Genomic DNA, 25,704 nt, shown 5'->3' on the forward strand with positions numbered 1-25,704 from the left:
ACTACTTGTTATTCCATTCGGCCCATTGACGGACGTGACGTTCTCGTGTAGCAGCTTGGCGTTCGATAACACGAGCATGAGCTTCGGCATATCGATCAGCAGTCACGGTTAACGGTTCCACGAATGATGGAACCGTATCCGTTGCATTATCATCCACAGAACCGATATCCTGCATGGCGTTCATCAGCTCACTGAACCGTGCACCAAGCGGTGCAACGTTACGCAGGCCGCGCATTGCATGGATAATGGCATACGCCACGCCTGCAACGATCATGGCGATCATGAACAATGCAAGCAACAGCCAGATCCACCACGGCATAGCCATTCTCCTTTATTGTCTACTCTCGTCTACAGCCCAGTAATCTGTGTTTAATCCTCGCTGTCAGTACCATTTTCGTGCTGGCTGATACTCAGCTCACGCTGCGCGCGTGCAATAATCATGGTACGCAATGTTTCTGGAGCAACAGCGGTAATATGCCGAGCATGCGCGATACAGAATGCCACAAACCACGAATCGGACGATACAGTCAGATGCACCTTCTGACCGTTTCCGTACGGCTCAACAGTTGCTCCTGAAAGCGTCTTCGGGAAGGACAAATCTGGCTCATCGGTAATGAATACAGCAGCCGTACCGTTATCAAAACTCCACTTGCGCAGTTCATTCACTGGCACATCAGGTATGACAACCGGCTGGAGTGGCTTGACAAGCTCAGTTTTCTCAATACGGGCCAGACGCAATACTTGCCAAATGCGTGGCTTGCCATTCGCCTTGTTAATCCGCGTATCCTTTTGCACAAGATGCTGTTTGTCTTTCGGAGCCGCATCAGCCACATCGGTCCACACAGCCGCATAGTACACGCCCTCATCCACGAAAATCTTCGCGGGAGCAACGAGCTTACGACGCGTACGGCCTGCACCATCGGTGTACTCCATATCGAGTAACGAGTCAGTAGCAATAGCACGCTTCACCGCAGAGAAACTACGCGGCTCAAGCTCATATCCGGTCAAGCTCAACCACGGAGTCTCCCCCGGCACAACATGCGCGTGAAGACGCTCATAGAGTGAACGAGCCTGATCTCGCTGCTCTTCAGGCAACAATGGAGAATGCGCCAGATAGCTTACCGATGCGGTCAACAGACTCAAATACTGTGGTGAGATACCAGCAAGTCTCTCTAAGCCAAGCGAGTTGGTTGCCGACACAATACCTTCAGCATCAAGCAACGACCAGTCGATATCGAAGAACTGACTTCCAGCCATTTCTCCATCGTCAGAAACAGTGGTGAGTGTATTAATATCCTTGTGGATAACGTTCACATGCTTCTTAAGCTCATCATCGCTCTTGGCTTTGCCAATGAATCGCTCAGCGAGCTCTGCCAATGAGTATTCTTCACCCAAATGCGCGGACAAGAACAGCATAAGACGCAGTCGACGGTCAACTTCACTGCCAGTCTGGAACGAGGTGTTCTTCTTCTGATGTGCCTTCGATAGTTCAGGATCATCATCGTCCTCATCGTGATCATGATGACTGCTGATTGCCGAAGTAACTACAGTCGCACTATTGTCTCCTGAAGACTCGTCCGCCAGTACAAACTGCGTGGCAGCGTTGAGACGACGATGGAATGCAGCGACAGCCTCCTGCGGGCTGACAACATACGCACCGGGATGTTCGAGAACGAACATTGCAAGATCGTCAGAGTCGGTGTATGCCACATTGATATGCTCACCGTCAACATCAACTGTTGCAGCAAAGCGACGTGAATCAATTACCTTAACCAGCGTCTCAGGAATAGTCTGAGTACCAAGACCCGGTGCAATCGAGTCAAGACCGAGACCAGGAATCGGAGTCTGCGGTACACGCGGCGTAGTGCGCGAAGCATGCTGCTGTGCCTGTTCCTGCTTAGCTGAGGTAGATGATACCGAAATAGAGCGAGCCAGGTAATTCGCTGCCGCCAACACTGGCAAATCATCCTGCTCAAAATGAAGCCGGATGCGCGGTTCGTCACCGAGCTGGAGTCGGTAGGATGCAAAATCCTGACCTTCAGACTTGGACGAATATTCAGGCTGACGCGATTCAATAGCGATGCCCATCGCAGCGAGCTTAGCACGGTCTCGCTGGAATTGCTTGGCAAATGCCGCCTTCGCTGCCTGGTCCGCAAGCTCCCCGTACGAGTCGGCGTAGGCCTTCACGCGCTGCGCGATCTGACGGGAGGTAAGCCATTGCGGAAACGCGGATGACAATACGGCTAATACATCAAGCTCGTGCTTGCCCCACTTGTCGGAAAAACGCCGCCTTCCGTTGGTTCCCTCTGCCATTAGTCCTCACGTATCGTTAGCATTTCGTTTTAAGTGTGCACCGCATCCGCGGCACCTTCACTCCATATTAGAGGCTATTTTTGCCGATGGCGTCATTTTCCCGAAAAAAGACCATTGTTTTTCCTGTTAGCTCATCTCCGCGTGTCTTACCTAATAGCGTAAAACACGCGGAAATGAGCCATAAACGTGTCGATCACACCCAGTCATCCGGCTCAATGCCTTGAGGACCGACATATTCGCCATTCGGTACGTAGCTTGGCTCACCTTGATCAGTGAGCTTGGCATCCGAGAAGAAGATCACATCGCGGCCAAACGTCCAGTCACCGTCAATCGTCACCGAGTTCGCAGCAGCCAGCGACGGAACCCCATACGGGAAGCGCTCATCGAAGTCAGCAATCGTCTTGTAATAGCGAGGATCGAGCGTCACGTTCGGGAAAATGTAGTTACCATCCTCCATCTCATACGAGTCCGTAAGGTGGAATCTGTCAGATCGCATAATGAACAGATCATCAGTAGTCTTAACCGGCAAGAAGCGCATACGGTCCACCTGTACGCAAATTGCACCGTCAAACAGGCTCACTGCTGCACCCATCGCGGTTTCCAGCTGGATAACCGGTGTCGAATTCGAATCGGTCGGATCAACAGTTTTGTGATTTCGAATCACGGGCAGCGGCAGCACACCGTTATACTCAGCGAGCTTAGCTTTCAGCGCATCAATACGCACCCACAAACTGTTCGTGTTGAAGTACGGGTGCTTGTGAATATTTTGCGCGTCAGCCTTATCGTCCGGATGCACCTGGCTCATCTCACGCAGCATGAGCCGACCGGTAGCCTTATCGCGCACAATATGACCACCCTTACGGTCCGCATAGGTACGCGTTGCAACTTCAACCATGAACGGAGCACCAGTATTCTCAAAATGCTGTGCAAGCGTACGAGACGGACGAGCACCAAGATTATCTGAATTGGAGATAAACAGGTACTTGAAGCCTTTGCTTTCAAGCTTGTCGAGTAAGCCAGACTCCCAAATCGTGGAGAACAGATCACCATGACCCGGCGGGCACCATTCCAGCTCAGGATTAGCCGGGAACGACACTGGCTCACCAGTAGCCGCTACGATCTTAGGTTCCTGATGTTGCACGATTTCCACCGGAATATCGCTTTGATGGAATTTACGGTTACGCTTAATAACCTTCATCGTGTCTTCAGACGTACGGAACGAGTTCATCAACGTCAATGGCAGCGGCACACCGAGACGATTACGAGCAGTGAGCACCTGTCCGATGATGATGTCGATAAACCGCACCTGCTTAGCCTTATGACGACGCACCGGCAGCAGCGACTTTGCACACGACAAGCCCATCGACGTACCCAAACCACCATTGAGCTTCAAAAACGCCGTCTTTTCAAACGCTCCAATCGCCTTTTCATGGTCGATCGTCTCGTATACATCGTGGAAACTCGGCACACCAGTGAGTGGTTCTATACTTGATTCGCGAATCCAACTGCTGGACTCTTCATTGCGCCACACATCATACAGCCGCTTAAACTGCGCGATAGCGACATCACTCATGCCAGCGTCGCGCATCTTGTTCGCGGAGAGGTCGAACACGTCAGTCACTGCACATTCCTTCCTGTTCATTGCCGAGACTGTGACTAGTCTAGCCGATAATCGAAGTATCTTACCCCCTCAAGAGCGTTATTCAGTGAATTCTGCGTGAATATGGATTGTGCGAGCGTGTTTGGGAACTCACAGTCGCACGTCGACTCTACTTGGACAAAACAGTAAGCCAGCGTCCAGCAAAACAATACGAATACGAGTAGAGTGGTACTGATACAGCGTTTCGCTACGTGGCGACGCGCAAGACTAGAGGCAAGGGGGTTGTTAATGGCTACCAATGTGGCTGAGCAGAACGACGGAACGAGACTACATATGTTGCGTCATGCCGCATATAGCGCATCCGATGTTCGCGCGATGGAACGACCCTTGCTAGACAATGGCACTCCCCTGATGCGCATGGCGGCAACAGCATTAGCGCATACCGTCGCTCATCTGCTCGACGATGAAGGCATAGCCCTTGATGATGCACGCATTACCCTGCTTGTTGGTTCGGGAGACAATGGCGGTGATGGTCTGTACGCGGCAGCAGCGCTCGCTGAAAGCGGCGCTGCTGTAACAGCTGTAGCAGTAGGTCGAACTATTCATGAAGAAGCGTTCGCTGCGTTTGTACGCTCTGGCGGTAAAATACTCATTCTCAATCCTGAGTCTGAGATTCCTGGCTGTGCAGCTGGTTTCAGCGCTGGCGAGGCTGGCGAACGACTGCGTGCAGCTGTCGAATTAGCACAGCATGCTCACGTCATCATTGATGCAATGACTGGAATTGGGTTAGACGGTGCACTACGTGGTATTGCTGGCACAATGGCGGCATCACTCGGCGTTGAGGACAGTGTTCCCGACCGTACTGCGCTGCCGGATGGCGATACGGCTGGTGAGTTTCCATTCGTCGTTGCAGTTGATGTGCCATCTGGTGTCGGCGTGGATGATGGGGCTATCAATGGTCCATATATTCCGGCTGATGTGACAGTAACGTTTGGCGCGCTCAAACCGTGTGCTATGTTACCTCCTGCTTCGTATGCATGCGGTCGCGTTACGCTTGTTGATTTTGGTTTCGACCCTGAACCATACCAGCCGTTAGTTGAAGCCGTATCCGGCGACAACGTGAGCGATGCAATTCGCTTGCCGCGTTTGGCAGATACGAAGTATACGCGCGGTGTAACTGGGCTGATTACCGGCTCTGTGAGATATCCGGGAGCAGCTGTTCTGTCTTGCCGTGCTGCAAGTGCTACGAACGTAGGCATGATTCGCTATATGGGACCAGAGCGTACTCGAACTATGGTGCTGTCTGCAGTGCCGGAGGCTGTGATTGGTAAAGGTCGTGTCCAATCGTGGGTTGTGGGTTCTGGCGTTCCTGACGGTGTTGCGGATGAGGACGATGCTGATGTGCAGCGACAGACAATTGCGAAGTTGCTGTCACATTATGCAGTGGATGTCAACAGTGATGATCCTGATCTTGCGTTCGAGATGCCACCGGTTGTGGTAGACGCCGGCGCATTAGATCTATTGCCACAAGAAGTACCATCACAAGTAGTACTCACTCCTCATGCTGGCGAATTGGCTGCTTTACTGCGCGATCGTGGTGAAGATGTAGATGCGCATGATGTACAACTTGAACCGTTGCGATGGACGATGCGTGCGCATGAGCTCACAGGTGCAACTGTGCTGTTAAAGGGCGCGGTTAGCATTATCGTCGGTGAGCATAGTGGCATTGCCGATACTGCGCTCAACGATCACACAGCAACATCTGACGCACAAACACAAACAGCTCGCAGAACATCAGCCGGGTCATTGGATGGAGATGAAGCCGACGAAATTGATTTTAGTGATAATGCTACGTCAGAGGCGACAACTCATACGCGCCCACGTGTACTCGTTGCAGGTCGTGCTCCAGCTTGGCTAGCTACTGCAGGAGCAGGCGATGTACTCGCTGGTATGACCGGTGCATTACTCGCGCAGCAGGATGAGGACGAATCGATTATGGATACCGTAGCGGCTGCTGCATACCTGCACGGCTATGCTGCCGCAGTTGCTTCTGGCTCTGATCAGCGTGGGTTCAATCCACCTACAGTGTACGGTACCGCTCTTCGGCATTCGGTTGGCTCTCTTGGACACCCGATTGTCGCATCTGATGTAATTGCAGCTATTCCAAGTGCGTTTGCACAGCTGCTGTCATAGGTAACATACTGTGTCCCTGTGTTTCGTATAGTTAGCTTCTCGGCAATCAGAAGAAACTAACTATACGAAACACAACACATTACTGGCTTGTCACACGTCCAATCGATATCCCATTCCGGGTTCAGTTTTCAGATAGCGTGGATGTGCTGGGTCTGGTTCTATCTTTTTACGCAACTGTGAAATATACAACCGTAGATAACCGGTATCATTCACATGTTGTGCACCCCAGATCTCAGTTAACAAATCTTGACGAGTAACAAGTCGGCCAGCATTACGCACCAACATTTCAAGTACTTTCCATTCGGTTGGTGTCAAACGTACACGACTCTGCCGTCCGGACGATGACCGACGAAATACCGCATGTGCTGTCAGATCTACGGTTATGTCACCAAATGATACTGAAGGTGTTTCATTATCGTTCTCACCATTTTGTGGGACGCGACGCAGCAGGGCTCGAATACGAGCTAACAGTTCATCAATCGACACAGGCTTTGTCACATAATCATCTGCGCCAGCATCAAGCACCGCAACTTTTTCTCGCGCATCAGTACGACCAGAAACGACTAATATCGGCGCATCAGTCCATCCGCGTACACCTTGAATAACGCCCATACCATCCATTTTGGGCATGCCAAGGTCGAGCACGAATAGATCGGGGTGCTCGCGTACAGCGACTGTAATACATTCAACGCCGTCGCGTGCAGTCACAATAGCATAGCCCTGCGAGTGTAATGTAATTTTTAATGCTTTGAGGAATTGCGGATCATCGTCCGCTACCAGTATCTTCATCGATCCGTTCCTTCCTTAGGGTCATGGGTACGGTCATCATTGGGTGTATCAGCTGCTATAGCACTGTCACTCGGCTCTGCAACGGTTTCATTATCATGTTGAGCTGCAGACTCGTTATTAGCTGACTGATCAACGTTATTATCAATTTCATTGGCCGATTCTGTATTATCAGTCGTTGTGTTATCGCTCGCGGCATCATCAGCTGGCCCGCCACGCATAATGCCATAGTTGATGAATCGGTCAAGACCACGCTCATCAGAGTTACCATTACCGGGCAACGGTAAAATAACGTCTGATACTGCGCCAGAAACGTTCAACGTATCTTGAGCGAGAATTTCATTGGGATCGGGTTGCTGACTCTTAGGAATCGGTTGACTCGAATGTAACGCTGGATCTGCAGCGCGCAACGCAATAACGATTGTCAAACCTCCGCCTGGAGTGTCTTCAGGCGTAATCGTACCGCCCATCGATTCCACGAATCCTTTGGACAAAGCCATACCAAGTCCAAGCCCAGTTTTGTTATCGGTATCACCGAGTCGATGGAAGGGCAGGAAAATGTCGTTCTTACGGTCATCAGGTACACCTGGACCTTGATCGGCAACGCGAATCTCAACCAGACCGTTGAATGTTGACGCGGAAATACGAACACGCCGACCATCCGGAGTAAATCGCATGGCGTTAATCAACACGTTCGCTAACGCACGACGCAGCAACGGCGGATCAGCGACAACAAGCGGCAGTTCGGGAGCAATATCAATATCAACTGACCACGGTTCTATGCCTTGTTCGTCGAATACTGAAATAACTGTCTCTCCCACATCAGTAGCAACGAGCGAAAGTGGCAACGCGCCTTCACGCAGACGAGATACGTCAAGTAGATCAGTTACCAGCTTCGTTAGCTGGCTCAAACCATTGGCAGCGACTGCAAGCAACTCATGACGATCTTGCTCGCTCATACGGTCACCGATACGTTGCAAACCAGATATAGCTGCAGTAGCCGAAGCCAGAGGACGGCGTAGATCGTGGCTTACTGCATTGAGCAAACCAGTACGCACCTTTTCTGCGGCGGCAAGAGGACCAACTTCCTTGGCTTTGCGTTCAAGATCATTATGCTCGATAACTGCTTGGATTTGCGACAGGATAGCCATAAGCATACGTTGATCAGACGCTTCAATTGCACGACCATACAATTCAAGAGACGGCGCGTGTACAGATCCGTCTAACGTGATAGTGTCGTGCAGATTATCGTCCTTATCACTTACGTTCGGTGAGACGATCGGCTCACCGTCAGACATAAGGATACGTTTATCGCGTATAACACGCACGCAATCAAATCCGAATGCTTCACGAGTGCGACGCACAATCGCTTGCAATGGGTCATCACTGCGCAATACAGCTCCAGCCACGTTCGCGAGAATTTCCGATTCTGCACTAGCTCGTTGAGCTTCACGAGCGCGAGTATTGGCTCGATCAACAACAGATGAAACAATCACGCCGACAATCACATACAGTATGATCGTTACAACGTCGGAAGCGCGCATTACGTGAAAGGTGCCGACTGGAGCAGTATAGAAGAAGTCCAACGCTAAGCCGCTGAGTATAGCTGCGGTTATAGCTGGTACGATGCCGCCGATCACTGCGGAGACGACAACGAGTAACTGCAAAATAAGCGCGTCACGTTGCCCTGCTGTCGGATTACTGAAAACAGATAACAATAAGCTGACTGACAGTACTGACAAACATGCAAATGCAAGTCCAGCGAGTCGATGTCGCGGATCAACTGCTGTTTTGTGCGACGGTAACTTGAGTCGGAAACCTTGGGCTGCGAACGAGTGAGTGACGATATGAACATCAATATCGCCTGATTTAGAAATGATGCCAGTGGTTGCCGATGGCCTACCAAACCAACGACTGACTGCACTACGCCGTGATACGCCGACGATCACCTGAGTAGCGTTGTTCGCGCGAGCAAAATCGAGGAGCGCGTCGGCGATATCTTCACCAACAATCTGATGATACGTACCCCCAAGCTGTTCAACGAGCGCACGCTGTTTAACTAAAAGACCAGGATTTGACCCGGCAAGGCCATCTTCGGAAGTCACATGTACGGCAATAAGATCGCCACCGCCAGATGCGCGCGCTACACGAGCACCACGTCGTAGTAACTGTTCGCCTTCTGGCCCTCCAGACAGAGCGACAATGACACGCTCTCGTGTTTCCCATTTGGCGTTGATATGGTGTTCGTCACGGTATTCCTTAAGCGCTTCGTCAACACGACCAGCCAACCATAACAGTGCTAGCTCACGCAAGGCGGTAAGGTTACCGACGCGGAAGTAATTACTCAGTGCCGCATCAACACGATCAGGTTTGTAGACAAGACCGGCAGAGAGGCGTTCGCGAAGACCTTCAGGAGGCAAATCGACGAGCTCAACCTGCGTGGCAGAACGCAATACTTTATCTGGCACTGTTTCTTTTTGCGTGCTACCGGTAATCTCGCGAACCACATCGTTGAGTGACTCAATATGCTGCACGTTAATCGTGGTGATAACGTCAATGCCAGCATCTAGCAAATCTTCAACGTCTTGCCAACGTTTGTCGTGCATAGAGCCTGGAGCATTGGTATGGGCGAGCTCGTCGACAAGCGCCACATCTGGATGGCGCTCAATAACGCCAAACAAGTCCATTTCTTCGAGCCACATGCCACGATACCGAGTACGACGTAATGGTACCCGTTCGAGTCCTTTGGCTTCACGTTCTGTAGCTTTACGCCCATGCGTTTCAAGCAGTGCAATAACTACGTCTTTACCTTCGGACTTGAGCCGGCGGCCTTCCTTAAGCATGGCGCAGGTCTTACCCACACCGGGTGCAGCGCCGAGCAACACCCTGAACGATCCTCGTGCCCTTGCCAATTTGTATTATCCCCTCTCGGCCACCGCCGGCCGTACATATATATGACAATACCGCAAAAAGCGATGAAGGGCGAAGGCCATCGCGGCCAAAACGTCCTTCATCGCTTACGCTTGTGTCGAAATCGTGTGATGCGTTGTATGGATGTAGCGCATCACACGACGATCACTTTTGCTTACTTGTAGCTTACTTGAGATTGTCAAGTGCGAGGTTCAGCGTGACCACGTTCACCACAGGCTCACCGACGAAGCCGAGGCCACGGCCAGTAGTGTTCTCACGAACCAGCTTTTCAACCTCTTCTTCACTCAGACCACGTTCCTTGGCGACACGCTTGACCTGAATAGCAGCGTATTCGGGGCTGATATGCGGGTCAAGGCCGGAAGAGGATGACGTAGTGGCGTCTGCCGGAACATCCTTAACGCTCACATCTTCGCGCTCAGCGATCTGCTTGCGCAGGTCGGTGACAGACTTGATGAGATCTTCGTCCTGATGGCCCTTGTTGGTGCCGGTGGAGCCAGCAGCGTTGTAGCATGCCTTGTCGTTGTCATCAACACATGCTGCAGACGGGCGAGCTTGGAAGTACTGAGGCAGCGCGTCGCCGTTCGCATCAACGAACGACTGGCCGATCAGCGATGAGCCGACAACTTCACCGTCTGCGTTCTTGACGAGCGAGCCATTAGCCTTGTCAGGCATACCGAGCTGGCCGATGCCGGTCATCACGAACGTGTAGACAACCACAATGACGGTGAAGACGATCACGGCTTTGAATCCAGCCCAATAGCTGCGCAGATTCAATGAAATGCTGTTCTTCATTGCATTCACTCTTTCCTAAGTTTCCGTTCGATCAGAAGCCCGGGATCAGACGGACGAACAGGTCGATGATCCAGATGCCAACGAACGGCGCAACAATACCGCCTAGACCGTAAATGCTCAGGTTACGGCTGAGGATCTTCTCAGATGCTTCAGCGCGGTACTTGACACCCTTAAGCGCCAGCGGAATCAACAGCACAATAATGATTGCGTTGAAGATGATTGCCGAGAGCACTGCGGACAGTGAGCTGTGCAAGCCCATGATGTTGAGCAGGCCGAGGCCCGGGAACTTCTCCATAAACATGGCCGGAATAATTGCGAAGTACTTCGCAATATCGTTGGCGATAGAGAAGGTAGTCAGTGCACCACGGGTGATGAGCAGCTGCTTACCGATTTGAACAATATCGATCAGCTTGGTCGGGTCGGAGTCGAGATCGACCATGTTGCCGGCTTCCTTCGCAGCGGAAGTACCAGAGTTCATAGCCACACCGACATCAGACTGGGCGAGAGCCGGGGCGTCGTTCGTACCATCACCGGTCATAGCGACCAGCTGGCCCTTAGCCTGCTCAGCCTTAATGTAACGCAGCTTGTCTTCAGGCTTAGCTTCAGCGATGAAATCGTCAACGCCAGCTTCCTGAGCGATAGCCTTAGCGGTCAGCGGGTTATCGCCAGTGACCATAACGGTGCGAATGCCCATCTTACGCAGATCAGCGAAACGCTCCTTCAAGCCCTTCTTGACAACGTCCTTGAGCTGGACGACGCCGAGCACCTTGACTTCGCCGTTCGCGTACTGTTCAGCGACAACAAGCGGGGTGCCGCCTTGACCAGAGATTGCGTTGACACGATCGTGCAGCGCATCGCGCACTTCGGCTGGCAACGTGCCGCCTTCTTTGTCAATCCACGCTTCAACAGCGGAGGTAGCACCCTTGCGGATGCGATCGCCGTTCGGCAGATCAAGGCCGGACATACGAGTTTCTGCGGTGAATGCGACTGGCGTCGATCCCGGAACTTCGTCAAGCTCAAAGCCTTCTTCGCGAGCAAGAGTGACGATGGACTGACCTTCAGGTGTCGCATCAGCGAGCGAGCTCAACGCCGCAGCTTTAGCGATTTCATCGTGAGTGACACCCGGCAGTGCATGGAATTCAGATGCCTGACGGTTGCCGTACGTGATCGTACCAGTCTTGTCAAGCAGCAGCGTAGTGACATCACCAGCGGCCTCAATAGCACGGCCAGAAGTGGCGAGCACGTTGTGCTGGACCAGACGATCCATACCTGCGATACCAATAGCGCTCAAAAGAGCACCGATGGTGGTCGGGATAAGGCAAACCAGCAGAGCAACCAGTACCGTAAGGCTTACCGACGTATCGACAGAGCTTGCCTGCGGATTGATGCACAGCACCACCACGAGGAAGATGATCGTCAGCGAGCTCAAGAGCACGTCAAGCGCGATCTCGTTCGGCGTCTTCTGACGGTTCGCACCTTCGACAAGCGCGATCATCTTATCGACGAACGATTCGCCAGGCTTTTGCGTGATGCGCACTACGATGCGGTCAGACAGGACACGGGTGCCGCCGGTCACGGACGAACGGTCACCACCGGATTCACGAATAACTGGAGCAGATTCACCAGTGATAGCGGACTCATCGACTGACGCAATACCAGAGATGATGTCACCATCACCAGGAATCAGTTCGCCAGCGGAGACCACGACCACGTCACCGAGCTTTAATTCCGAGCTCGGAACCTCTTCGATGTATGCAGGGCCTTCACCATGTTCCGGTCCACGCACATCAGGGTCGTTCTTCTCGTCATAGCCCTTAACAATATGAGCCGGCGTAGTGGTACGCGTACGACGCAGCGCGTCAGCCTGTGCCTTACCACGGCCTTCAGCCACAGCTTCAGCGAGGTTAGCGAACAGAACCGTCAGCCACAGGACAATTGCAACAATCCACGTAAAGTAGACAGGCTCGCCTTTAGTAAGTGCTGGGACAAACAGTTGGCAAATACCAAGCAGCGTCAGGAATGCAGCACCCACCCACACGATGAACATGACGGGGTTGTGCCACATGTTGCGCGGGTCGAACTTGCGGAACGCATCCGGCAGGCTCTTGCCAAGCATAGCACCAAGCGACTTGTTGTTGGTTTTCTTGACGTTGTCTGCGAGCGCGTTCGCGTCGACGGACACGTCGTTGACAGTTGCGGAAGTCATATCACGCCACCAAACCTTCTGCTAACGGTCCCAGTGCAAGTGTCGGGAAGAACGTTAGCGCGGAAATAATGAAGATAACGAACACGAGCAGGAAGGCGAACAGACGAGTGTCGGTCTTCATCGTGCCGGATGTTGCCGGGACGATGTCCTGCTTGGCAAGCGATCCTGCGAGTGCGATCACGAGCGCGATCGGCAGGAAGCGGCCGAGTAGGACGGCCATGCCGAGAGCGGTGTCAAGCCACGGGGTGTCGGCGGTGAGGCCGGCGAACGCGGAGCCGTTGTTGTTGGCTGCCGAGGTGAAGGCGTATACCACTTCGGAGAAGCCGTGGTTGCCGCTGTTGTTGAGCGAGGTGTTGAAGACTGATTCGCGTGCGAATGGCAGTGCGAAGCTCAGTGATACACCGACGACTACGGTGATCGGCATGACGAGGAAGTAGAGGGATGCCATCTTCATTTCACGTGGACCGATCTTCTTGCCGAGGTATTCAGGGGTACGACCAACCATGAGGCCGGCGATGAATACGGCAACGACGGCCATGACGAGGATGCCGTAGAGGCCTGCGCCAACGCCGCCCGGGCTGACTTCGCCGAGCATCATGTTGAACAGGTACATCATGCCGCCGAGGGCCGTGTACGAGTCATGCATGGAGTCGACTGCACCGGTTGAGGTTGAGGTTGAGGTGGTGCCGAATAGGCCGGACCAAACGATGCCGAAGCGGTTTTCCTTGCCTTCCATCGAACCACCGGTGAGGGTGGTGATCGGGTCGACTGAGAAGGATTCGGCGGTCACGACGCACAGGAAGCTAATGCCGAAGAGGATGACCATTGCGCCGAGCAGTGCGTATCCTTGGCGGATGTTGCCGACCATGCGGCCGAATGTGCGGGTGAGTGCGACCGGGATGCACAGCATGAGGAGGATCTCGATGAGGTTGGTCCACATGTTCGGGTTCTCGTACGGGTGTGAGGAGTTGGCGTTGAAGAAGCCACCACCGTTAGTACCGAGTTCCTTGATGACTTCCTGTGATGCGACCGGTCCTTGCATGATGGACTGATTGTTGCCTGCGATGGTCGTCACGTTGACGAAGCCTGCGAAGTTTTGTGCAACACCGAGGCCCATGAGGATGATGCCCATGACAATGGCGATCGGCATGAGGATGCGCATAGTGCAACGAGTCAGGTCGACCCAGAAGTTGCCGATTGTGTCGGACTTGCGCCATGCGAAGCCACGCACAAGAGCGATGGCGACGGCGATACCGACGGCTGCAGATACGAAGTTCTGTACGGCAAGGCCGGCGAACTGAACGGTGTAGCCGAGGGTCACATCTGGCGAGTAGGACTGCCAGTTCGTGTTGGTAACGAACGATGCAGCAGTGTTGAATGCCAGCGGGCCGGGCACGTTGTCAAAGCCCAGATTGAAGGGGAGCCAGTGCTGGATGCGCTGGAGCAGGTAGAGTACCAATACGCTCAGCAGGGAGAATCCAAGCACACCGCGCAGGTATGCTTTCCATGTCTGGCCCTTCTTGGAGTCCACGCCGATGATTTTGTAGATCCACTTTTCGAAGAAGAGATCTTTGTCGGATGTGAACACATTGTACATGTAGTCACCCAGCGGCTTGTAGATTGCCGCTAGGATAATGGCAATTAACGCAAACGCCATTACCGCGAAAAAGTACACCATAGTGATGAGACCTTTGCTTCCTAAGTTTCTCAGAACTTCTCAGGACGGCACAGCGAATAGATCATGTAGATGATCCCAGCAACCGCGAGTACCGCGCCAAGGACGTCAAACAGGACGGTCATAGCTTGTCCACCCACTTTCCGAACAGGTCGAACAGGACGAATACCACGATCGTGCCGACCACATAGGCAACATCAACCCACCAGGGCATGTCTTTCTCCTTACCATCGAACAAAACCCGATGTTGCGTCTTAGTCGTACCCTCTCGGGCATGACGACGTACGCTTCATCGGGTCATTGCATGTTCTATCGTATGAACGATGTTTGGTGGTGTGAGGATTTTTTACGGCTCACATACGATTGTGAAGGTTTTGTGCGGCGATTTGCTAACGGTTTACTAACATTTGCGTGTGTTATTAGATATATCAGCTTTGTTCGTACACTGGTTATACGGGCACGAATATTGTCTCATATGTATAAGTATGTATAAGGAGCTTGTATGGCCGACTCCCCTATCACTGATGTCATTTTTGATTTCTGCGGTGTACTGCTTGATTGGGATACACGCGCATGTTTAACTGGCCATTTCCCCGATGAAGTGGTTGCACGTATTTGTGCTGCTGACGATCCGCATGGGTTCTTCCGTTATGAGGATCGTATGGATGCGGGCGAGGATTTTGCGAGCATTTACCCTGATGTGGTGAGTGAACAGGGCGAGGATATTGCGCAGATCTTCCGCTATTACATTGATCATTACGATGACGCATTACCTCGTACGATGCCCGGTATGGTGGAATTGCTTGCGGATCTTAAACGTCATGGTTATGGCGTTTGGGGTTTAACGAATTGGTCGCATGAAACGTTCCATGTTGCGTTTGATAAGTTCCCAAGGCTTGCTGAATTGCTTGATGGCACTGTTGTGTCGGGCGTGGAGAAGATGCATAAGCCAAATGCTGATATTTATGAGTTGACGTTGAACCGGTTTAATCTCAACGCGTCACAGTGTGTCTTCTTTGACGACACTGCGAAAAACATTGTTGGCGCGAATGAGGTTGGTATTCACGGCATACTGTTTGACAATGCGTTACAAGCCCGTGAATCACTTTCCTCGCTTGGTGTACGACTGTAGTAAATGCTCCACGAATAGGGTGGGCTTTTCCTTGTTATTCAACAAGGAAAAGCCCACCCTATATCAATGATCTATATCATGATCAAACCTCTTGCGATCGCCCTTTAAGACCTGTATACAACGTGTAGTAGCGTCCCTGTTGGGCGATGAGTTCATCATGCGTACCGCGTTCGATAATACGACCTGCTTCAATCACCATAATGCAATCAGCATTGCGAATGGTTGACAAACGGTGCGCAATCACAAACGTAGTACGTCCCTTCATTAACTCATCCATACCCTCCTGCACGAGTGCTTCAGTACGCGTATCAATCGATGATGTTGCCTCGTCAAGAATCAGCGCAGGAGGATCAGCGACCGCAGCACGCGCAATAGCCAGCATCTGCCGTTGGCCTTGACTTAGCGATGCGCCATCCCCCGTCAGCTGCGTATCATATCCATTCGGCAACTTCTCAATAAACGTGTGCGCGTTTGCAAGTTTCGCTGCAGCAATCACTTCTTCATCAGTTGCATCAAGCCGACCGAAACGAATGTTCTCCATAATCGAGCCAGAGAACAAATGCGTATCCTGCAGTACCATGCCAAGCGAACGTCGCAAATCAGCTTTATGAATATTCCTAATATCAATACCGTCATATGTGATCGTACCGGAATCAATATCGTAAAAGCGCGTAATCAGATTCGTAATCGTGGTTTTGCCTGCACCAGTCGAACCAACGAGTGCGATCTTCTGGCCAGGCTTAGCAAACATGGTCATATCGTGCAGAACTGTTTTGCCCGGCACGTAACTGAATGTCACATCATCAAGTCGAATATCGCCACGCATCGGCGTAATCTGACCATCTGCAGCACGCCAACCCCACTGGTCAGTACGATCAGTTGTTTCGACCAGCGCATCGGATGCAGAATCACGACGTACACTCACTAATGTCGTCTGTCCATCATCCGATTCTTCCTGCTGATTAAGCAATTTGAAAATACGATCTGCGCCAGCCAGACCCATCACAATTGCGTTAAGCTGCTGACTCACCTGACTAATCGGCATAGTGAAACTCTTCACGAACGTTAAGAAACTTACCAAACCACCCAACGTCAACCCAGTCGTACCAGTGACCGCCAGCCAGCCACCGACAAGCGCACACAATACGTATGCCACGTAACCGAGCTGGTTATTAATTGGCCCAAGGAATCCAGAAAACATGTTTGCTTTATTCGACGCGTCAAACAAAGCATCATTGAGCGTGCGAAAATCAGTTTTCGCAGCCTGCTCATGGGTAAATACCTTGACAACCTTCTGTCCGCTCATCATCTCTTCAACATAACCGTTGAGTGCGCCCACTGATTTCTGTTGACGCGAGAAAAACGTGCCAGATTTACCGGTCATAATCTTCGTCATCCAGATCATCAACGCTGACACTACGAGTACCACTACAGTAAGGGGCACGCTCAGATAAATCATGCTCAACAAAATCATGACAATACTGAACAACGAGTTGATGATTTGAGGAATCGACTGGGACACCATTTGACGCAACGTATCAATATCGTTGGTGTACAAGCTCATCACATCGCCACGAGAATTCGTGTCAAAATATCCAAGCGGCAGTTTTTGCATATGTGTGAACATGCGATTGCGCAACTTCATCATGAAACCCTGCGTGATGAACACTTTGAGCACCGCACTGATCGCGGCGGCAACAACACCGACCGCATAGATTGCTGCCATCACACCAACCGCACTTAATAACGGCCCGAAATCGTGATCACCGGACTTAAGCATCGGCGTAATGTAGTTGTCAATCAGTGTCTGGAAGAAAAGATTGCCGCGTACTTGCGCATAGATCGTTACAACAATAAGCGCGATCACCACACCATACTGCCAGCCATACATGCTGAACACGAATTGCATGAGACGCATAAACGTGCGGAACGGATGATCGAGTTCACGTCCCTTTTTTGCTTCGGCCGCCATACGACCAGCATTACCCCGTGGTCCCGGCATCAGCGTGCCTCCTTATCATCATTGGTATCAACGGTATCGCTGTGAGCACCACTGGCTATCGCAGTGTTGGTATCAGACAGTTGCGCAAACTGCTCCTCATCAAAGTCGCCACCGCCACGCGTCTGCAGGTCAACGATCGTACGATATATCTCGTTGGAACGTACGAGTTCGTCATGTGTGCCAACGCCACTGATTCGCCCATCATCGAGCACAATAATCATGTCAGCATCTTGAATACTGGAAATGCGCTGCGCGATAATAATCTTCGTCACATCAGGCATTTGACTAGCAAACGAACGGCGAATCTTCGCATCCGTGCCAGTATCAACCGCTGAAGTGGAATCATCCAAAATCAACACTTTCGGGTCCTTCAACAGTGCTCGAGCAATACATAAACGCTGTTTTTGACCTCCAGAAAAGTTCTGACCTCCCTGTTCAACCTTTGCCTCGTACCCATCAAGCAGTCGGTCAACAAATTCGTCAGCACATGCGATCGCACAGACTCGTTTGCAGTCCTCAACAGTTGCATCTGGTTTACCCCAACGCATATTGGACAAAATCGTGCCAGAAAACAGCACATTATTTTGCAACACAACAGCAACCTTGTCGCGCAACACATTGCGATCATAATCACGCACATCCACGCCGCCAACCTTAAGCGAACCACCAGTAACGTCATACAAGCGCGGAATAAGATTAACCAGTGTAGACTTCGACGAACCAGTGCCACCGATAATACCAACTACCGAACCAGAAGGAATCGTTAGATTGATGTCCGTGAGTACGTTTTCCGGGCCTTTAGTAATAAGCTGACGAGTGGCTTCAGCTCGACGCTTAGCAGCCGGATCATTTTCAGAAAGTTTGACAACAGGATACGCAAAACTGACGTGGCTAAATTCAATCGAACCATCAGCAACAGTCTCAACTGGATGCGCCGCTACCGGCATATCATCCTTCTCGTCGAGCACTTCAGCGATACGACGCGCGCTCGCAGCAGACATCGTGATCATAACAATCGTCATTGAGAGCATAACTAAACTCATGAGAATATTCATGCAGTACATGAGCAAGCTCGTCAGATCGCCGGTCGTCAGCTGGTTCTGCACGATTAGGTGCGAACCGACCCAGCTGATCAGCAGCAGGCAGCCCCATACTGTGATCTGAATGATTGGATCAACCGAAGACAGCACGAGTTCGGCCTTCATGAAAATATCGTAGATTCGTTTTGACGTGACTTTGAACACGTTGATCTGCATCGGCTCGCGGGCGAACGCTTTCACCGCGCGAATAGCTGTAACATTTTCCTCAACTGACTCGTTCATCGCATCATATTCAGGGAATGCTTGACGGTAGTATTTCGCTGCAATATTCATGAGTACGCCAAGAACCACACCAAGAACGACAACCGCTCCGAGATAAATCAATGCCATCGTGCCAGAAACCACGAAGGCCATACACATGGCGATAATGAGACTCGAAAACGCGCGTGGCACCATACGCAAAATCATCATGTACGCGTTTTGAATATTCATCACATCAGTCGTCAGACGCGTGACCAAACTCGGTGTAGAAAATCGATCAATACTCGCAAACGAGAACGTTTGTATATTGTCATATTGATCTTGCCGCAAGTTCTTTGCAATACCGGTAGCCGCACGTGAACCGAACACTGAACCCAAGCAACCAAACGTGAGCCCGCATAATGCGACTGCAATCATAATACCGGACGTGCGTGCGATTACACTCATATCGCCACGTTCAACACCCTGATCAATAAGCGTGGCCATAAGCAACGGAATGATCATCTCACAAGCTACTTCACCGATCATCCATAATGGTGTCAGAATCGAATCTCGACCAAAGCCGGTGATATGCCGAAACAGTACCTTTACTGTCTTCACGTGTTGCTCTCCTACTTCGCTGGCTTCCATGCATGTGCAAACCATCTCAGCCTAGCAACATCGTGGGCCTGTAGTTGCTCATATATCCCGCATAATGGCCATGAATAATGGTTTTATTCAATGGTGAAGCTGCCGGCGATACGTATACGTCTGCCGGCAGCTTCGCTAGATTATGGTTTATTTAGTCAATGAGCTTATAACCGTGGGAGGCGACCACTGACTTCAACTTAGACAAGTAGTCTTCAGCTGCCTTCGACAGTTTCGCACGCTCGTTCGTGATCCACCCCACCAGCATCGTCTCATCGGAGTCGAGCGGTACCGTGACGATCTTCTCATTGTTGAGATCGCCATTGTCGATGCCGGTGCACACCGTATACCCGTTAAGACCAACGATGAAGTTCAAAATCGTAGCGCGATCGGTCACATTGATCTGCTTCGGGTTATATTCAGGCCAGACCGCTTCTTCAGCGAAATAAAAACTGCCATCTTCGCCCTGCTCGTACTGGATGAACGGGTACGGCTTAAGATCATTCATCGTGAGCCGCTTCTTGGTTGCTAGCGGGTTTGTACGTGCAAGAAAAACATGCAACGGTGCACGGAACAGCGGATGGAATTCAAGATGCTTTTCACGCAACAGTTTGCCGATGACATCCTTGTTGAAGTCCGAAAGATAGAGGATACCGATTTCGGAGAGCATGTTGGCAACCTGATTAATGATATCTTTGGTGCGCGTCTCGCGAATCGTGAACTCGTATTCGTCGGACTTGATAGAGTTGATCATCTCAACGAACGCCTCAACGGCAAACATGTAGTGCTGGGTGGACACGGAGCACAGCTGCTTGCGCGGCTTAGCATTCTTGTAGCGTTCTTCAAGCAATGCAGCCTGATCGAGCACTTGGCGGGCATAGGTGAGGAATTCCGCGCCGTCGACGGTGAGCGCGATACCTTGTGATGAGCGAGTGAAGATCTCAATGCCTAGTTCGTTCTCAAGTTCCTTCACGGATGAGCTCAACGCGGGCTGAGAAACGTACAATTCGTGCGACGCCTCATTCATGGACCCGCATTCAACAATTTTGACAATATATTTCAACTGCAGCAGTGTCATAAATAAAAGTTATAGCACTCCCCCGATACGGTATATCAGATTATATACCGCATCCTTATTCCCACATACTACAGTGCAGATGGAATGACTGCTGTGGCAGCAGAAGAGACTAAGCCTTTGACGATAGCGAGTGCCACTTCTCGGTCTGCTGGATCGACAACGCGGGCGCGGGCGAGCATAAGTGGCAATGATTGTGTCCAATGTGCTGTGAGTTCGCCGAACGTAGCATATCCGCCGGCTTCAAGAATAGAGAACAGGTTTTCGATGAAATTCCGCCTGTGTTCGTCACACGTATTTACTCATCCAGTCGTTGATGGTACGAGCGAGATATCTGGAGCTGGTTGACAGACCGTCGGCTTGTGCGAAAATCCGTGATCAACCTGCCAGCTGAGTGCGAAGTGTTGCATAATACCGACGTCATCGTTATGCACGACGGTGTATCGTGATGGTTTGCGTGTAATCGTCGCGCAAACCATTGATAGTATCCCAATAACATGACACGTTACTAGGCATGCGAGCGTACGCCAGTTAAGACAACGCCAGACTATCCGTTTCGTTGAATGGCCGCTGTGCGTATATGTCAAAGTTGACTCTAATGTCGTCGGTGATATTACCCGTGCCGTGCCTCCCATCAGTAATACCGTTGCATACGGTTACGCGATATTCAACGATCTCAACAATATGGTAACATTTGACGTTAGTAACGTATTGCGTTAGTATAAGATTGTGGAAACCAGAACCAAGGAACTCACCGACTTCCTCTATGGAGGTCGATACCCCAAAGGCTATCCAGCCGGTCTTGAGCGCATCCTCATGCGCAAGCTCCAGATGCTCAAAGCAGCACGCGAGCTGCGAGACTTACGCATACCACCCGGTAACAGGCTCGAACCACTTAAAGGCGATTTACAAGGCTATTGGAGTATTCGCGTCAACCAGCAATGGCGACTCGTATTCCGATGGGATGAAATCAATAGGGAGGCAACCGATGTCTACTTCGACGACTACCACAACTAACAACTACTACAGCACGCCAGGCCAGATTCTCAACGAAGAATTCCTCCAGCCACTCGGCATTAGTCGCTACCGGCTCGCCAAGGCAATCGGCGTGAGCGAAACCGCTATCGGAGAGATTATCAACGGCAAACGTCGCATTAGCACTGCGATGGCATGGCGACTGTCCAAAGCACTCGGCACCACCGCGGAATTCTGGAGCAATCTCCAGAACGATTATGATCTACTTACCTTCGATCCGACCAGTCTCGGCGACATCCGCCCACTCATCACCGCATAACACGATGCCGCTCGGTTGCCGAACCGATCAGCATTCCGAGGAGTTGCTGATCGAGAAGCAAACTCGCCTCTCGATCAACAACTCCTCGATTATTGTGGTTACGCACCATACTGAGCAAGGTATGCGTCGGCGGCGGCTTTAATCTCTTCAGTCACATATGGTTCGCCAGAAGCAGTGGTGATATGCTGGCCAGCTTCAAAAATCTCACGCACGTTAGCGATAGCGAACACAGGGAATCCGAACTCAGCTTCAACGGCTTTCACTGCGGACAGATCACAGTCTTTGGTCTTCTCCATACGGTCGACAGACAGGACAAGACCGACAACCTCGACGTTTGCCTCAGCCTTGAGCTTGGGGATAACCTCGCGCACAGCAGTACCGGCGGTCATCACATCGTCAACGAGCAGCACTTTCATGCCGTCCGTCAATTGAGTGCCAACCATCATGCCACCGTCGCCGTGGTCCTTCTTTTCCTTGCGGTCGAACGTGTAGCCAACTTCCATACCATGTGCTGAGGTCAACGCGATCGCAGTGGACACGCCCAGTGGAATGCCCTTGTATGCCGGGCCGAACACGGTGTCGATATCGACGGGCAGATTACCGGCCTTGATCTCCTCGACGATCTTTTCGGCGTAGAACGCGCCGAGCGTTGCGATCTTGCGACCATCATTAAATGCGCCAGCGTTGATGAAGTATGGCGACTTGCGACCTGATTTCAGCGTAAAATCGCCAAACTTGAGCGCTTGTGAGTCGAGTAGAAACTCAGTGAAGCGATGGTCGAGTGATGCGTGAGTCATGGATAGTGTTCTCCTTGTGTGACTAGTCAACTGTTTGAACAGTCAACGTGAAAACAGTTAACGTCGTTTTGTCGCCGTTCAGCGCCACGTGTCGCCCACAGCAAGTTTCGCTGCAAGTTCCGGACGTGAGTCAAGCAGATCATCAAGTTCGCGAGCTACACGAATAGGAGCCGTCGGATCATACAGTGCAGCCGCACCGACTTCCACCGCATTCGCGCCAGCATACAGGAACTCAAGTGCCTTCTCTCCAGAGTCGATGCCACCAATGCCAATAATCGGCATGTCAGGCAATGCTTGACGAACTCGCCACACGAAGCCCAGCGCAATCGGGAAAATCGCTGGCCCGCTCACACCACCAGTACGGTTAGAAATAATCGGCTCTCCAGTACGAATATCAATACGCATGCCGACCAGTGTGTTGATGAGACTCAACGCGTCGGCACCCGCTTCAGCGGCGGCGCGCGCGATAGTCGCAATGTCGGTCACATTTGGCGATAGCTTGACGATCATCGGCTTAGATGTCAATTTGCGAAGATGACCGATAAGACGACTCAACGCAACCGGATCAGTACCGACAGACATGCCGCCGTGGCTCACATTCGGGCAACTCACGTTGATTTCAAGCATATCAGCAGGCGAATCGGCGAGTTTAGCGACAACCTGAGCATAATCGTCATCACTGTGACCGGCGACGTTCGTGACCACAGTGGCGCCAAGTTCTTTGAGCTTAGGCAGTTCGTCCACAAGATAATGGTCAACACCGGGATTTTGCAAACCGACGGCGTTCACCATACCGGCTGGAGACTCTGCCGTGCGGGGGCCGGGATTACCTTCCCACGGCACAGGAGAAACACCCTTTGTGGAGATTGCACCCATTTGGCTCACATCGTAAAACCAACGGCACGCAGCCAACTGGAACGTACCAGACGCGGTGCCAACAGGATTCTTCCATTCAACGCCAGCAACAATGGTCTTGTGCTTCCACTCATGCTGCTCATACACGTTGATCGAGGCATTACTGTCATTCGCACTCATGGTCACGCCTCCCATCCAAGCTGCTGTGCGGTAAACACTGGCCCATCTGAACACACCTTCTTGCGTCCGTCTACGGTATCCACCACGCACACCACGCAGGTTCCGTAGCCGCAGCCCATACGCTGTTCCATGCTCAACTGTGAGGCAATACCACGCTTGGACGCCCACTTGGCGACTGCTTTCATCATCGGCAGAGGACCGCATGACAGAATCACCGGTTCCAATCCGTTACGAGTCAGTTCATCGTTTGCTTCCATGCGATCAAGCAAGGTGATGACATTGCCTTCACGCTCATCAATACTCACGGTTGTATCCGCATATTGGGATACATAATGATCAGCGAAATGATCGTTACGATATCCGAATACAGCAGTAGCACAAGACTGGTCATCGTCACGCAAACGCTGCGCTGTATAAATAAGCGGCGGCACACCAAGACCACCACCGACAAGAATGTAATGTGCCGGCGACTTTGTGTTGAACGGACGGCCGAGCGGACCAAGTACATCAACACTATCGCCAGCGGTCAAATGTGAGAATTCGTCAGTACCGGTGCCGACAACAGCAAAAATAATGCTGACCAGATCACCATTCGTTTCACTGACTCCAAACGGACGTGGTAACAGTCGTAGCGGATCATGACTAAACAAGTTGACAAACTGCGCAGGACGCGCATGCTGCGCAATATAAGAGTCACGGAACGTCAAACGGTATACACCGTCAGTAAGTTGCGTAACCTGCGTGATTTCGACAGTATGACGGCCGGGAAAATAACCGGCTTGGGTCGCTTCAGCGACTACGTCAGCAGTAGGCGTGAAGGTTGCTGTGGGCATTACGTGCGTACTTCTCCTCGTCTACGTCAATCTTTCGGCACCAATACATCAGCTTACGCTAAGGTCTGCCGTATATTGCACGAGTATCTGCGAGGTGCCATAAGACACTAGCACAACATACGGCTCATGTGATAACGGTTTATCGCCACGCATTCACGCGCAAATCGTCACGCATATCTTCAGCGGCTTTGCGAGCAGCAGAAGCGACCACCCGAAGCGCTTCGTCGGCGCTCATATCGTCGCGGTATTCGCCGGTTTTCTTCCATGCTCCGATAATGCCTCGCGACGAGTTCACGATCGCACCGGAACCATCCTGATCGAACATGCCGGCAACACCAGCCGCAGTACCACCTTGCGCACCATAACCAGGTACGAGGAAAAACGTGTGCGGCATACGTGCGCGTAACGCAGCACCTTCCTCAGGATGAGTTGCGCCAACAACAGCGCCCACACGAGAATAACCATGCTTGCCAATCGTCTGGCTGCCCCAGCCTTCAACTAGATCTGCGACGTGTTCGTATAGCTTGCCACCGTCCGCAAGTTCAAGCTCCTGCAGCTCTTTGCTCGACGGGTTCGACGTGCGTACGAGCACGAAAATATCCTTATCTGCCGCAGTTGCAGCCTCGACGAACGGCGTGATACCGTCAGTGCCGAGATACGGGTTGACAGTAACCGCATCCTCATGCCACGGATCAAACACCGTTTCATCAGTCGCGACACCACTTAAATGTCCCGAGTAAGCGGCTGCAGTTGAACCAATATCACCGCGTTTGATATCGCCCAACACGTATAGTCCCTGCTGCTGCGCGTATTCGCACGTCATTGTGTATACGTCAATGCCAGCCGGTCCAATCGCCTCATACATGGCAATCTGCGGTTTGACCGCGGGCACAATATCAGCGACCGCATCAATAATCGTACGATTGAATTCAAAGTAGGCAACAGCAAGTTGCGCCGCCGGCAACTCGCTCTCATCTTCGACGCTCTCGCGCACCTCATCGGCAAACGATGCAACAACCTGCGGCGGCACAAGTGCAGGCGTCGGGTCAAGTCCAACAACGCTCGGATTTTGCGTGCGCTCAATCGCTTCGGTCAGTCGATCCATGACGGGT

The 25,704-nt window shown here is 51.8% G+C and carries 20 protein-coding genes; 4 read left to right on the top strand and 16 right to left on the bottom strand.

Features of this window, described 5'->3' with window-relative positions:
- Position 1: 1 nt before the first annotated feature.
- The 3 genes from BHAP_RS06650 to BHAP_RS06660 all read right to left on the bottom strand — a co-directional run bounded on the left by BHAP_RS06650 (position 2) and on the right by BHAP_RS06660 (position 3,955).
- Positions 2-319 carry a hypothetical protein gene (locus tag BHAP_RS06650; protein ID WP_094729950.1) on the bottom strand — a complete coding sequence of 106 codons (318 nt, stop codon included), beginning with the start codon at positions 317-319 and terminating at the stop codon, positions 2-4.
- 50 nt (positions 320-369) lie between these two features.
- Positions 370-2,313, bottom strand: coding sequence for a helix-turn-helix transcriptional regulator (locus tag BHAP_RS06655; RefSeq protein ID WP_094729951.1), 1,944 nt, complete (start codon positions 2,311-2,313; stop codon positions 370-372).
- A gap of 193 nt (positions 2,314-2,506) precedes the next feature.
- Positions 2,507-3,955, bottom strand: coding sequence for a UTP--glucose-1-phosphate uridylyltransferase (locus BHAP_RS06660; protein ID WP_094729952.1), 1,449 nt, complete (start codon positions 3,953-3,955; stop codon positions 2,507-2,509).
- A 258-nt stretch (positions 3,956-4,213) separates the two neighbouring features.
- Here BHAP_RS06660 and BHAP_RS06665 point away from each other — a divergent pair, with 258 nt between their 5' ends.
- Positions 4,214-6,106 carry a bifunctional ADP-dependent NAD(P)H-hydrate dehydratase/NAD(P)H-hydrate epimerase gene (locus tag BHAP_RS06665; protein ID WP_420807721.1) on the top strand — a complete coding sequence of 631 codons (1,893 nt, stop codon included), beginning with the start codon at positions 4,214-4,216 and terminating at the stop codon, positions 6,104-6,106.
- A gap of 90 nt (positions 6,107-6,196) precedes the next feature.
- Here BHAP_RS06665 and BHAP_RS06670 read toward each other — a convergent pair whose 3' ends face one another.
- From BHAP_RS06670 to kdpA, 5 genes are all read right to left on the bottom strand, one after another.
- Positions 6,197-6,895, bottom strand: coding sequence for a response regulator transcription factor (locus BHAP_RS06670; protein ID WP_094729954.1), 699 nt, complete (start codon positions 6,893-6,895; stop codon positions 6,197-6,199).
- Positions 6,892-9,804, bottom strand: coding sequence for a DUF4118 domain-containing protein (locus BHAP_RS06675; RefSeq protein ID WP_275542102.1), 2,913 nt, complete (start codon positions 9,802-9,804; stop codon positions 6,892-6,894). Before BHAP_RS06675 ends, BHAP_RS06670 begins: the two co-directional genes overlap by 4 nt.
- 184 nt (positions 9,805-9,988) lie before the next feature.
- Positions 9,989-10,615, bottom strand: a complete 627-nt coding sequence (gene kdpC, locus BHAP_RS06680) for a potassium-transporting ATPase subunit KdpC (protein ID WP_094729955.1) — start codon at positions 10,613-10,615, stop codon at positions 9,989-9,991.
- 31 nt (positions 10,616-10,646) lie between these two features.
- Positions 10,647-12,821, bottom strand: a complete 2,175-nt coding sequence (gene kdpB / locus BHAP_RS06685; RefSeq protein WP_094729956.1) for a potassium-transporting ATPase subunit KdpB — start codon at positions 12,819-12,821, stop codon at positions 10,647-10,649.
- A 1-nt stretch (position 12,822) separates the two neighbouring features.
- Positions 12,823-14,499: a potassium-transporting ATPase subunit KdpA gene (gene kdpA / locus BHAP_RS06690; RefSeq protein ID WP_094729957.1), complete on the bottom strand. Its 1,677-nt coding sequence runs from the start codon at positions 14,497-14,499 to the stop codon at positions 12,823-12,825.
- A 499-nt stretch (positions 14,500-14,998) separates the two neighbouring features.
- Here kdpA and BHAP_RS06695 point away from each other — a divergent pair, with 499 nt between their 5' ends.
- A complete protein-coding gene (locus BHAP_RS06695) occupies positions 14,999-15,628 on the top strand; it encodes an HAD family hydrolase (RefSeq protein WP_094729958.1) in 630 nt (209 codons plus the stop codon).
- 82 nt (positions 15,629-15,710) lie between these two features.
- Here the strand turns inward: BHAP_RS06695 and BHAP_RS06700 are convergent, their stop codons facing one another.
- The 4 genes from BHAP_RS06700 to BHAP_RS12225 form a co-directional block, all read right to left on the bottom strand.
- Complete coding sequence (locus BHAP_RS06700) at positions 15,711-17,600, bottom strand: ABC transporter ATP-binding protein (protein WP_094730021.1); 1,890 nt, start codon at positions 17,598-17,600, stop codon at positions 15,711-15,713.
- Positions 17,601-17,629: 29 nt separating this feature from the next.
- On the bottom strand, positions 17,630-19,576 hold the full coding sequence (locus BHAP_RS06705) for an ABC transporter ATP-binding protein (RefSeq protein WP_211279699.1): 1,947 nt from the start codon (positions 19,574-19,576) through the stop codon (positions 17,630-17,632).
- A gap of 136 nt (positions 19,577-19,712) precedes the next feature.
- Positions 19,713-20,636 (bottom strand): LysR family transcriptional regulator, encoded by a 924-nt coding sequence (locus tag BHAP_RS06710; RefSeq protein WP_094729960.1) that lies wholly within the window; start codon positions 20,634-20,636, stop codon positions 19,713-19,715.
- Between the two features lie 299 nt (positions 20,637-20,935).
- Positions 20,936-21,268, bottom strand: coding sequence for an Mbeg1-like protein (locus BHAP_RS12225; RefSeq protein WP_476693324.1), 333 nt, complete (start codon positions 21,266-21,268; stop codon positions 20,936-20,938).
- 94 nt (positions 21,269-21,362) lie between these two features.
- On the opposite strand from BHAP_RS12225, the gene BHAP_RS06715 reads away from it, so the two are divergent.
- Both BHAP_RS06715 and BHAP_RS06720 read left to right on the top strand, forming a co-directional pair.
- A complete protein-coding gene (locus tag BHAP_RS06715; protein WP_094729961.1) occupies positions 21,363-21,650 on the top strand; it encodes a type II toxin-antitoxin system RelE/ParE family toxin in 288 nt (95 codons plus the stop codon).
- Entirely contained in the window at positions 21,622-21,927 is a 306-nt protein-coding gene (locus BHAP_RS06720) for a HigA family addiction module antitoxin (protein ID WP_094729962.1), read from the top strand. Before BHAP_RS06715 ends, BHAP_RS06720 begins: the two co-directional genes overlap by 29 nt.
- A 98-nt stretch (positions 21,928-22,025) precedes the next feature.
- On the opposite strand, the gene pyrE is transcribed toward BHAP_RS06720, so the two are convergent.
- From pyrE to pyrF, 4 genes are all read right to left on the bottom strand, one after another.
- Positions 22,026-22,724 (bottom strand): orotate phosphoribosyltransferase, encoded by a 699-nt coding sequence (gene pyrE / locus BHAP_RS06725; protein WP_094729963.1) that lies wholly within the window; start codon positions 22,722-22,724, stop codon positions 22,026-22,028.
- A gap of 78 nt (positions 22,725-22,802) precedes the next feature.
- Entirely contained in the window at positions 22,803-23,774 is a 972-nt protein-coding gene (locus BHAP_RS06730; RefSeq protein WP_094729964.1) for a dihydroorotate dehydrogenase, read from the bottom strand.
- Positions 23,762-24,592, bottom strand: coding sequence for a dihydroorotate dehydrogenase electron transfer subunit (locus tag BHAP_RS06735; RefSeq protein WP_094729965.1), 831 nt, complete (start codon positions 24,590-24,592; stop codon positions 23,762-23,764). Before BHAP_RS06735 ends, BHAP_RS06730 begins: the two co-directional genes overlap by 13 nt.
- A gap of 139 nt (positions 24,593-24,731) precedes the next feature.
- On the bottom strand, positions 24,732-25,697 hold the full coding sequence (gene pyrF, locus BHAP_RS06740; RefSeq protein WP_094729966.1) for an orotidine-5'-phosphate decarboxylase: 966 nt from the start codon (positions 25,695-25,697) through the stop codon (positions 24,732-24,734).
- Positions 25,698-25,704 lie beyond the last annotated feature (7 nt).

The organism is Bifidobacterium hapali, assembly GCF_002259755.1.
In the GTDB taxonomy this organism is placed as follows: domain Bacteria; phylum Actinomycetota; class Actinomycetes; order Actinomycetales; family Bifidobacteriaceae; genus Bifidobacterium; species Bifidobacterium hapali.

Coding starts and splice junctions, on each gene's coding strand:
- pyrE (WP_094729963.1), bottom strand. CDS start 22,724: ATGACTCACGCATCACTCGACCATCGCTTCACTGAGTTTCTACTCGAC.
- kdpA (WP_094729957.1), bottom strand. CDS start 14,499: ATGGTGTACTTTTTCGCGGTAATGGCGTTTGCGTTAATTGCCATTATC.
- BHAP_RS06650 (WP_094729950.1), bottom strand. CDS start 319: ATGCCGTGGTGGATCTGGCTGTTGCTTGCATTGTTCATGATCGCCATG.
- BHAP_RS12225 (WP_476693324.1), bottom strand. CDS start 21,268: ATGGGAGGCACGGCACGGGTAATATCACCGACGACATTAGAGTCAACT.
- BHAP_RS06735 (WP_094729965.1), bottom strand. CDS start 24,592: ATGCCCACAGCAACCTTCACGCCTACTGCTGACGTAGTCGCTGAAGCG.
- kdpC (WP_094729955.1), bottom strand. CDS start 10,615: ATGAAGAACAGCATTTCATTGAATCTGCGCAGCTATTGGGCTGGATTC.
- BHAP_RS06655 (WP_094729951.1), bottom strand. CDS start 2,313: ATGGCAGAGGGAACCAACGGAAGGCGGCGTTTTTCCGACAAGTGGGGC.
- BHAP_RS06700 (WP_094730021.1), bottom strand. CDS start 17,600: ATGGCGGCCGAAGCAAAAAAGGGACGTGAACTCGATCATCCGTTCCGC.
- BHAP_RS06695 (WP_094729958.1), top strand. CDS start 14,999: ATGGCCGACTCCCCTATCACTGATGTCATTTTTGATTTCTGCGGTGTA.
- pyrF (WP_094729966.1), bottom strand. CDS start 25,697: ATGGATCGACTGACCGAAGCGATTGAGCGCACGCAAAATCCGAGCGTT.
- BHAP_RS06720 (WP_094729962.1), top strand. CDS start 21,622: ATGTCTACTTCGACGACTACCACAACTAACAACTACTACAGCACGCCA.
- BHAP_RS06670 (WP_094729954.1), bottom strand. CDS start 6,895: ATGAAGATACTGGTAGCGGACGATGATCCGCAATTCCTCAAAGCATTA.
- BHAP_RS06730 (WP_094729964.1), bottom strand. CDS start 23,774: ATGGGAGGCGTGACCATGAGTGCGAATGACAGTAATGCCTCGATCAAC.
- BHAP_RS06660 (WP_094729952.1), bottom strand. CDS start 3,955: ATGAACAGGAAGGAATGTGCAGTGACTGACGTGTTCGACCTCTCCGCG.
- kdpB (WP_094729956.1), bottom strand. CDS start 12,821: ATGACTTCCGCAACTGTCAACGACGTGTCCGTCGACGCGAACGCGCTC.
- BHAP_RS06710 (WP_094729960.1), bottom strand. CDS start 20,636: ATGACACTGCTGCAGTTGAAATATATTGTCAAAATTGTTGAATGCGGG.
- BHAP_RS06705 (WP_211279699.1), bottom strand. CDS start 19,576: ATGGTTTGCACATGCATGGAAGCCAGCGAAGTAGGAGAGCAACACGTG.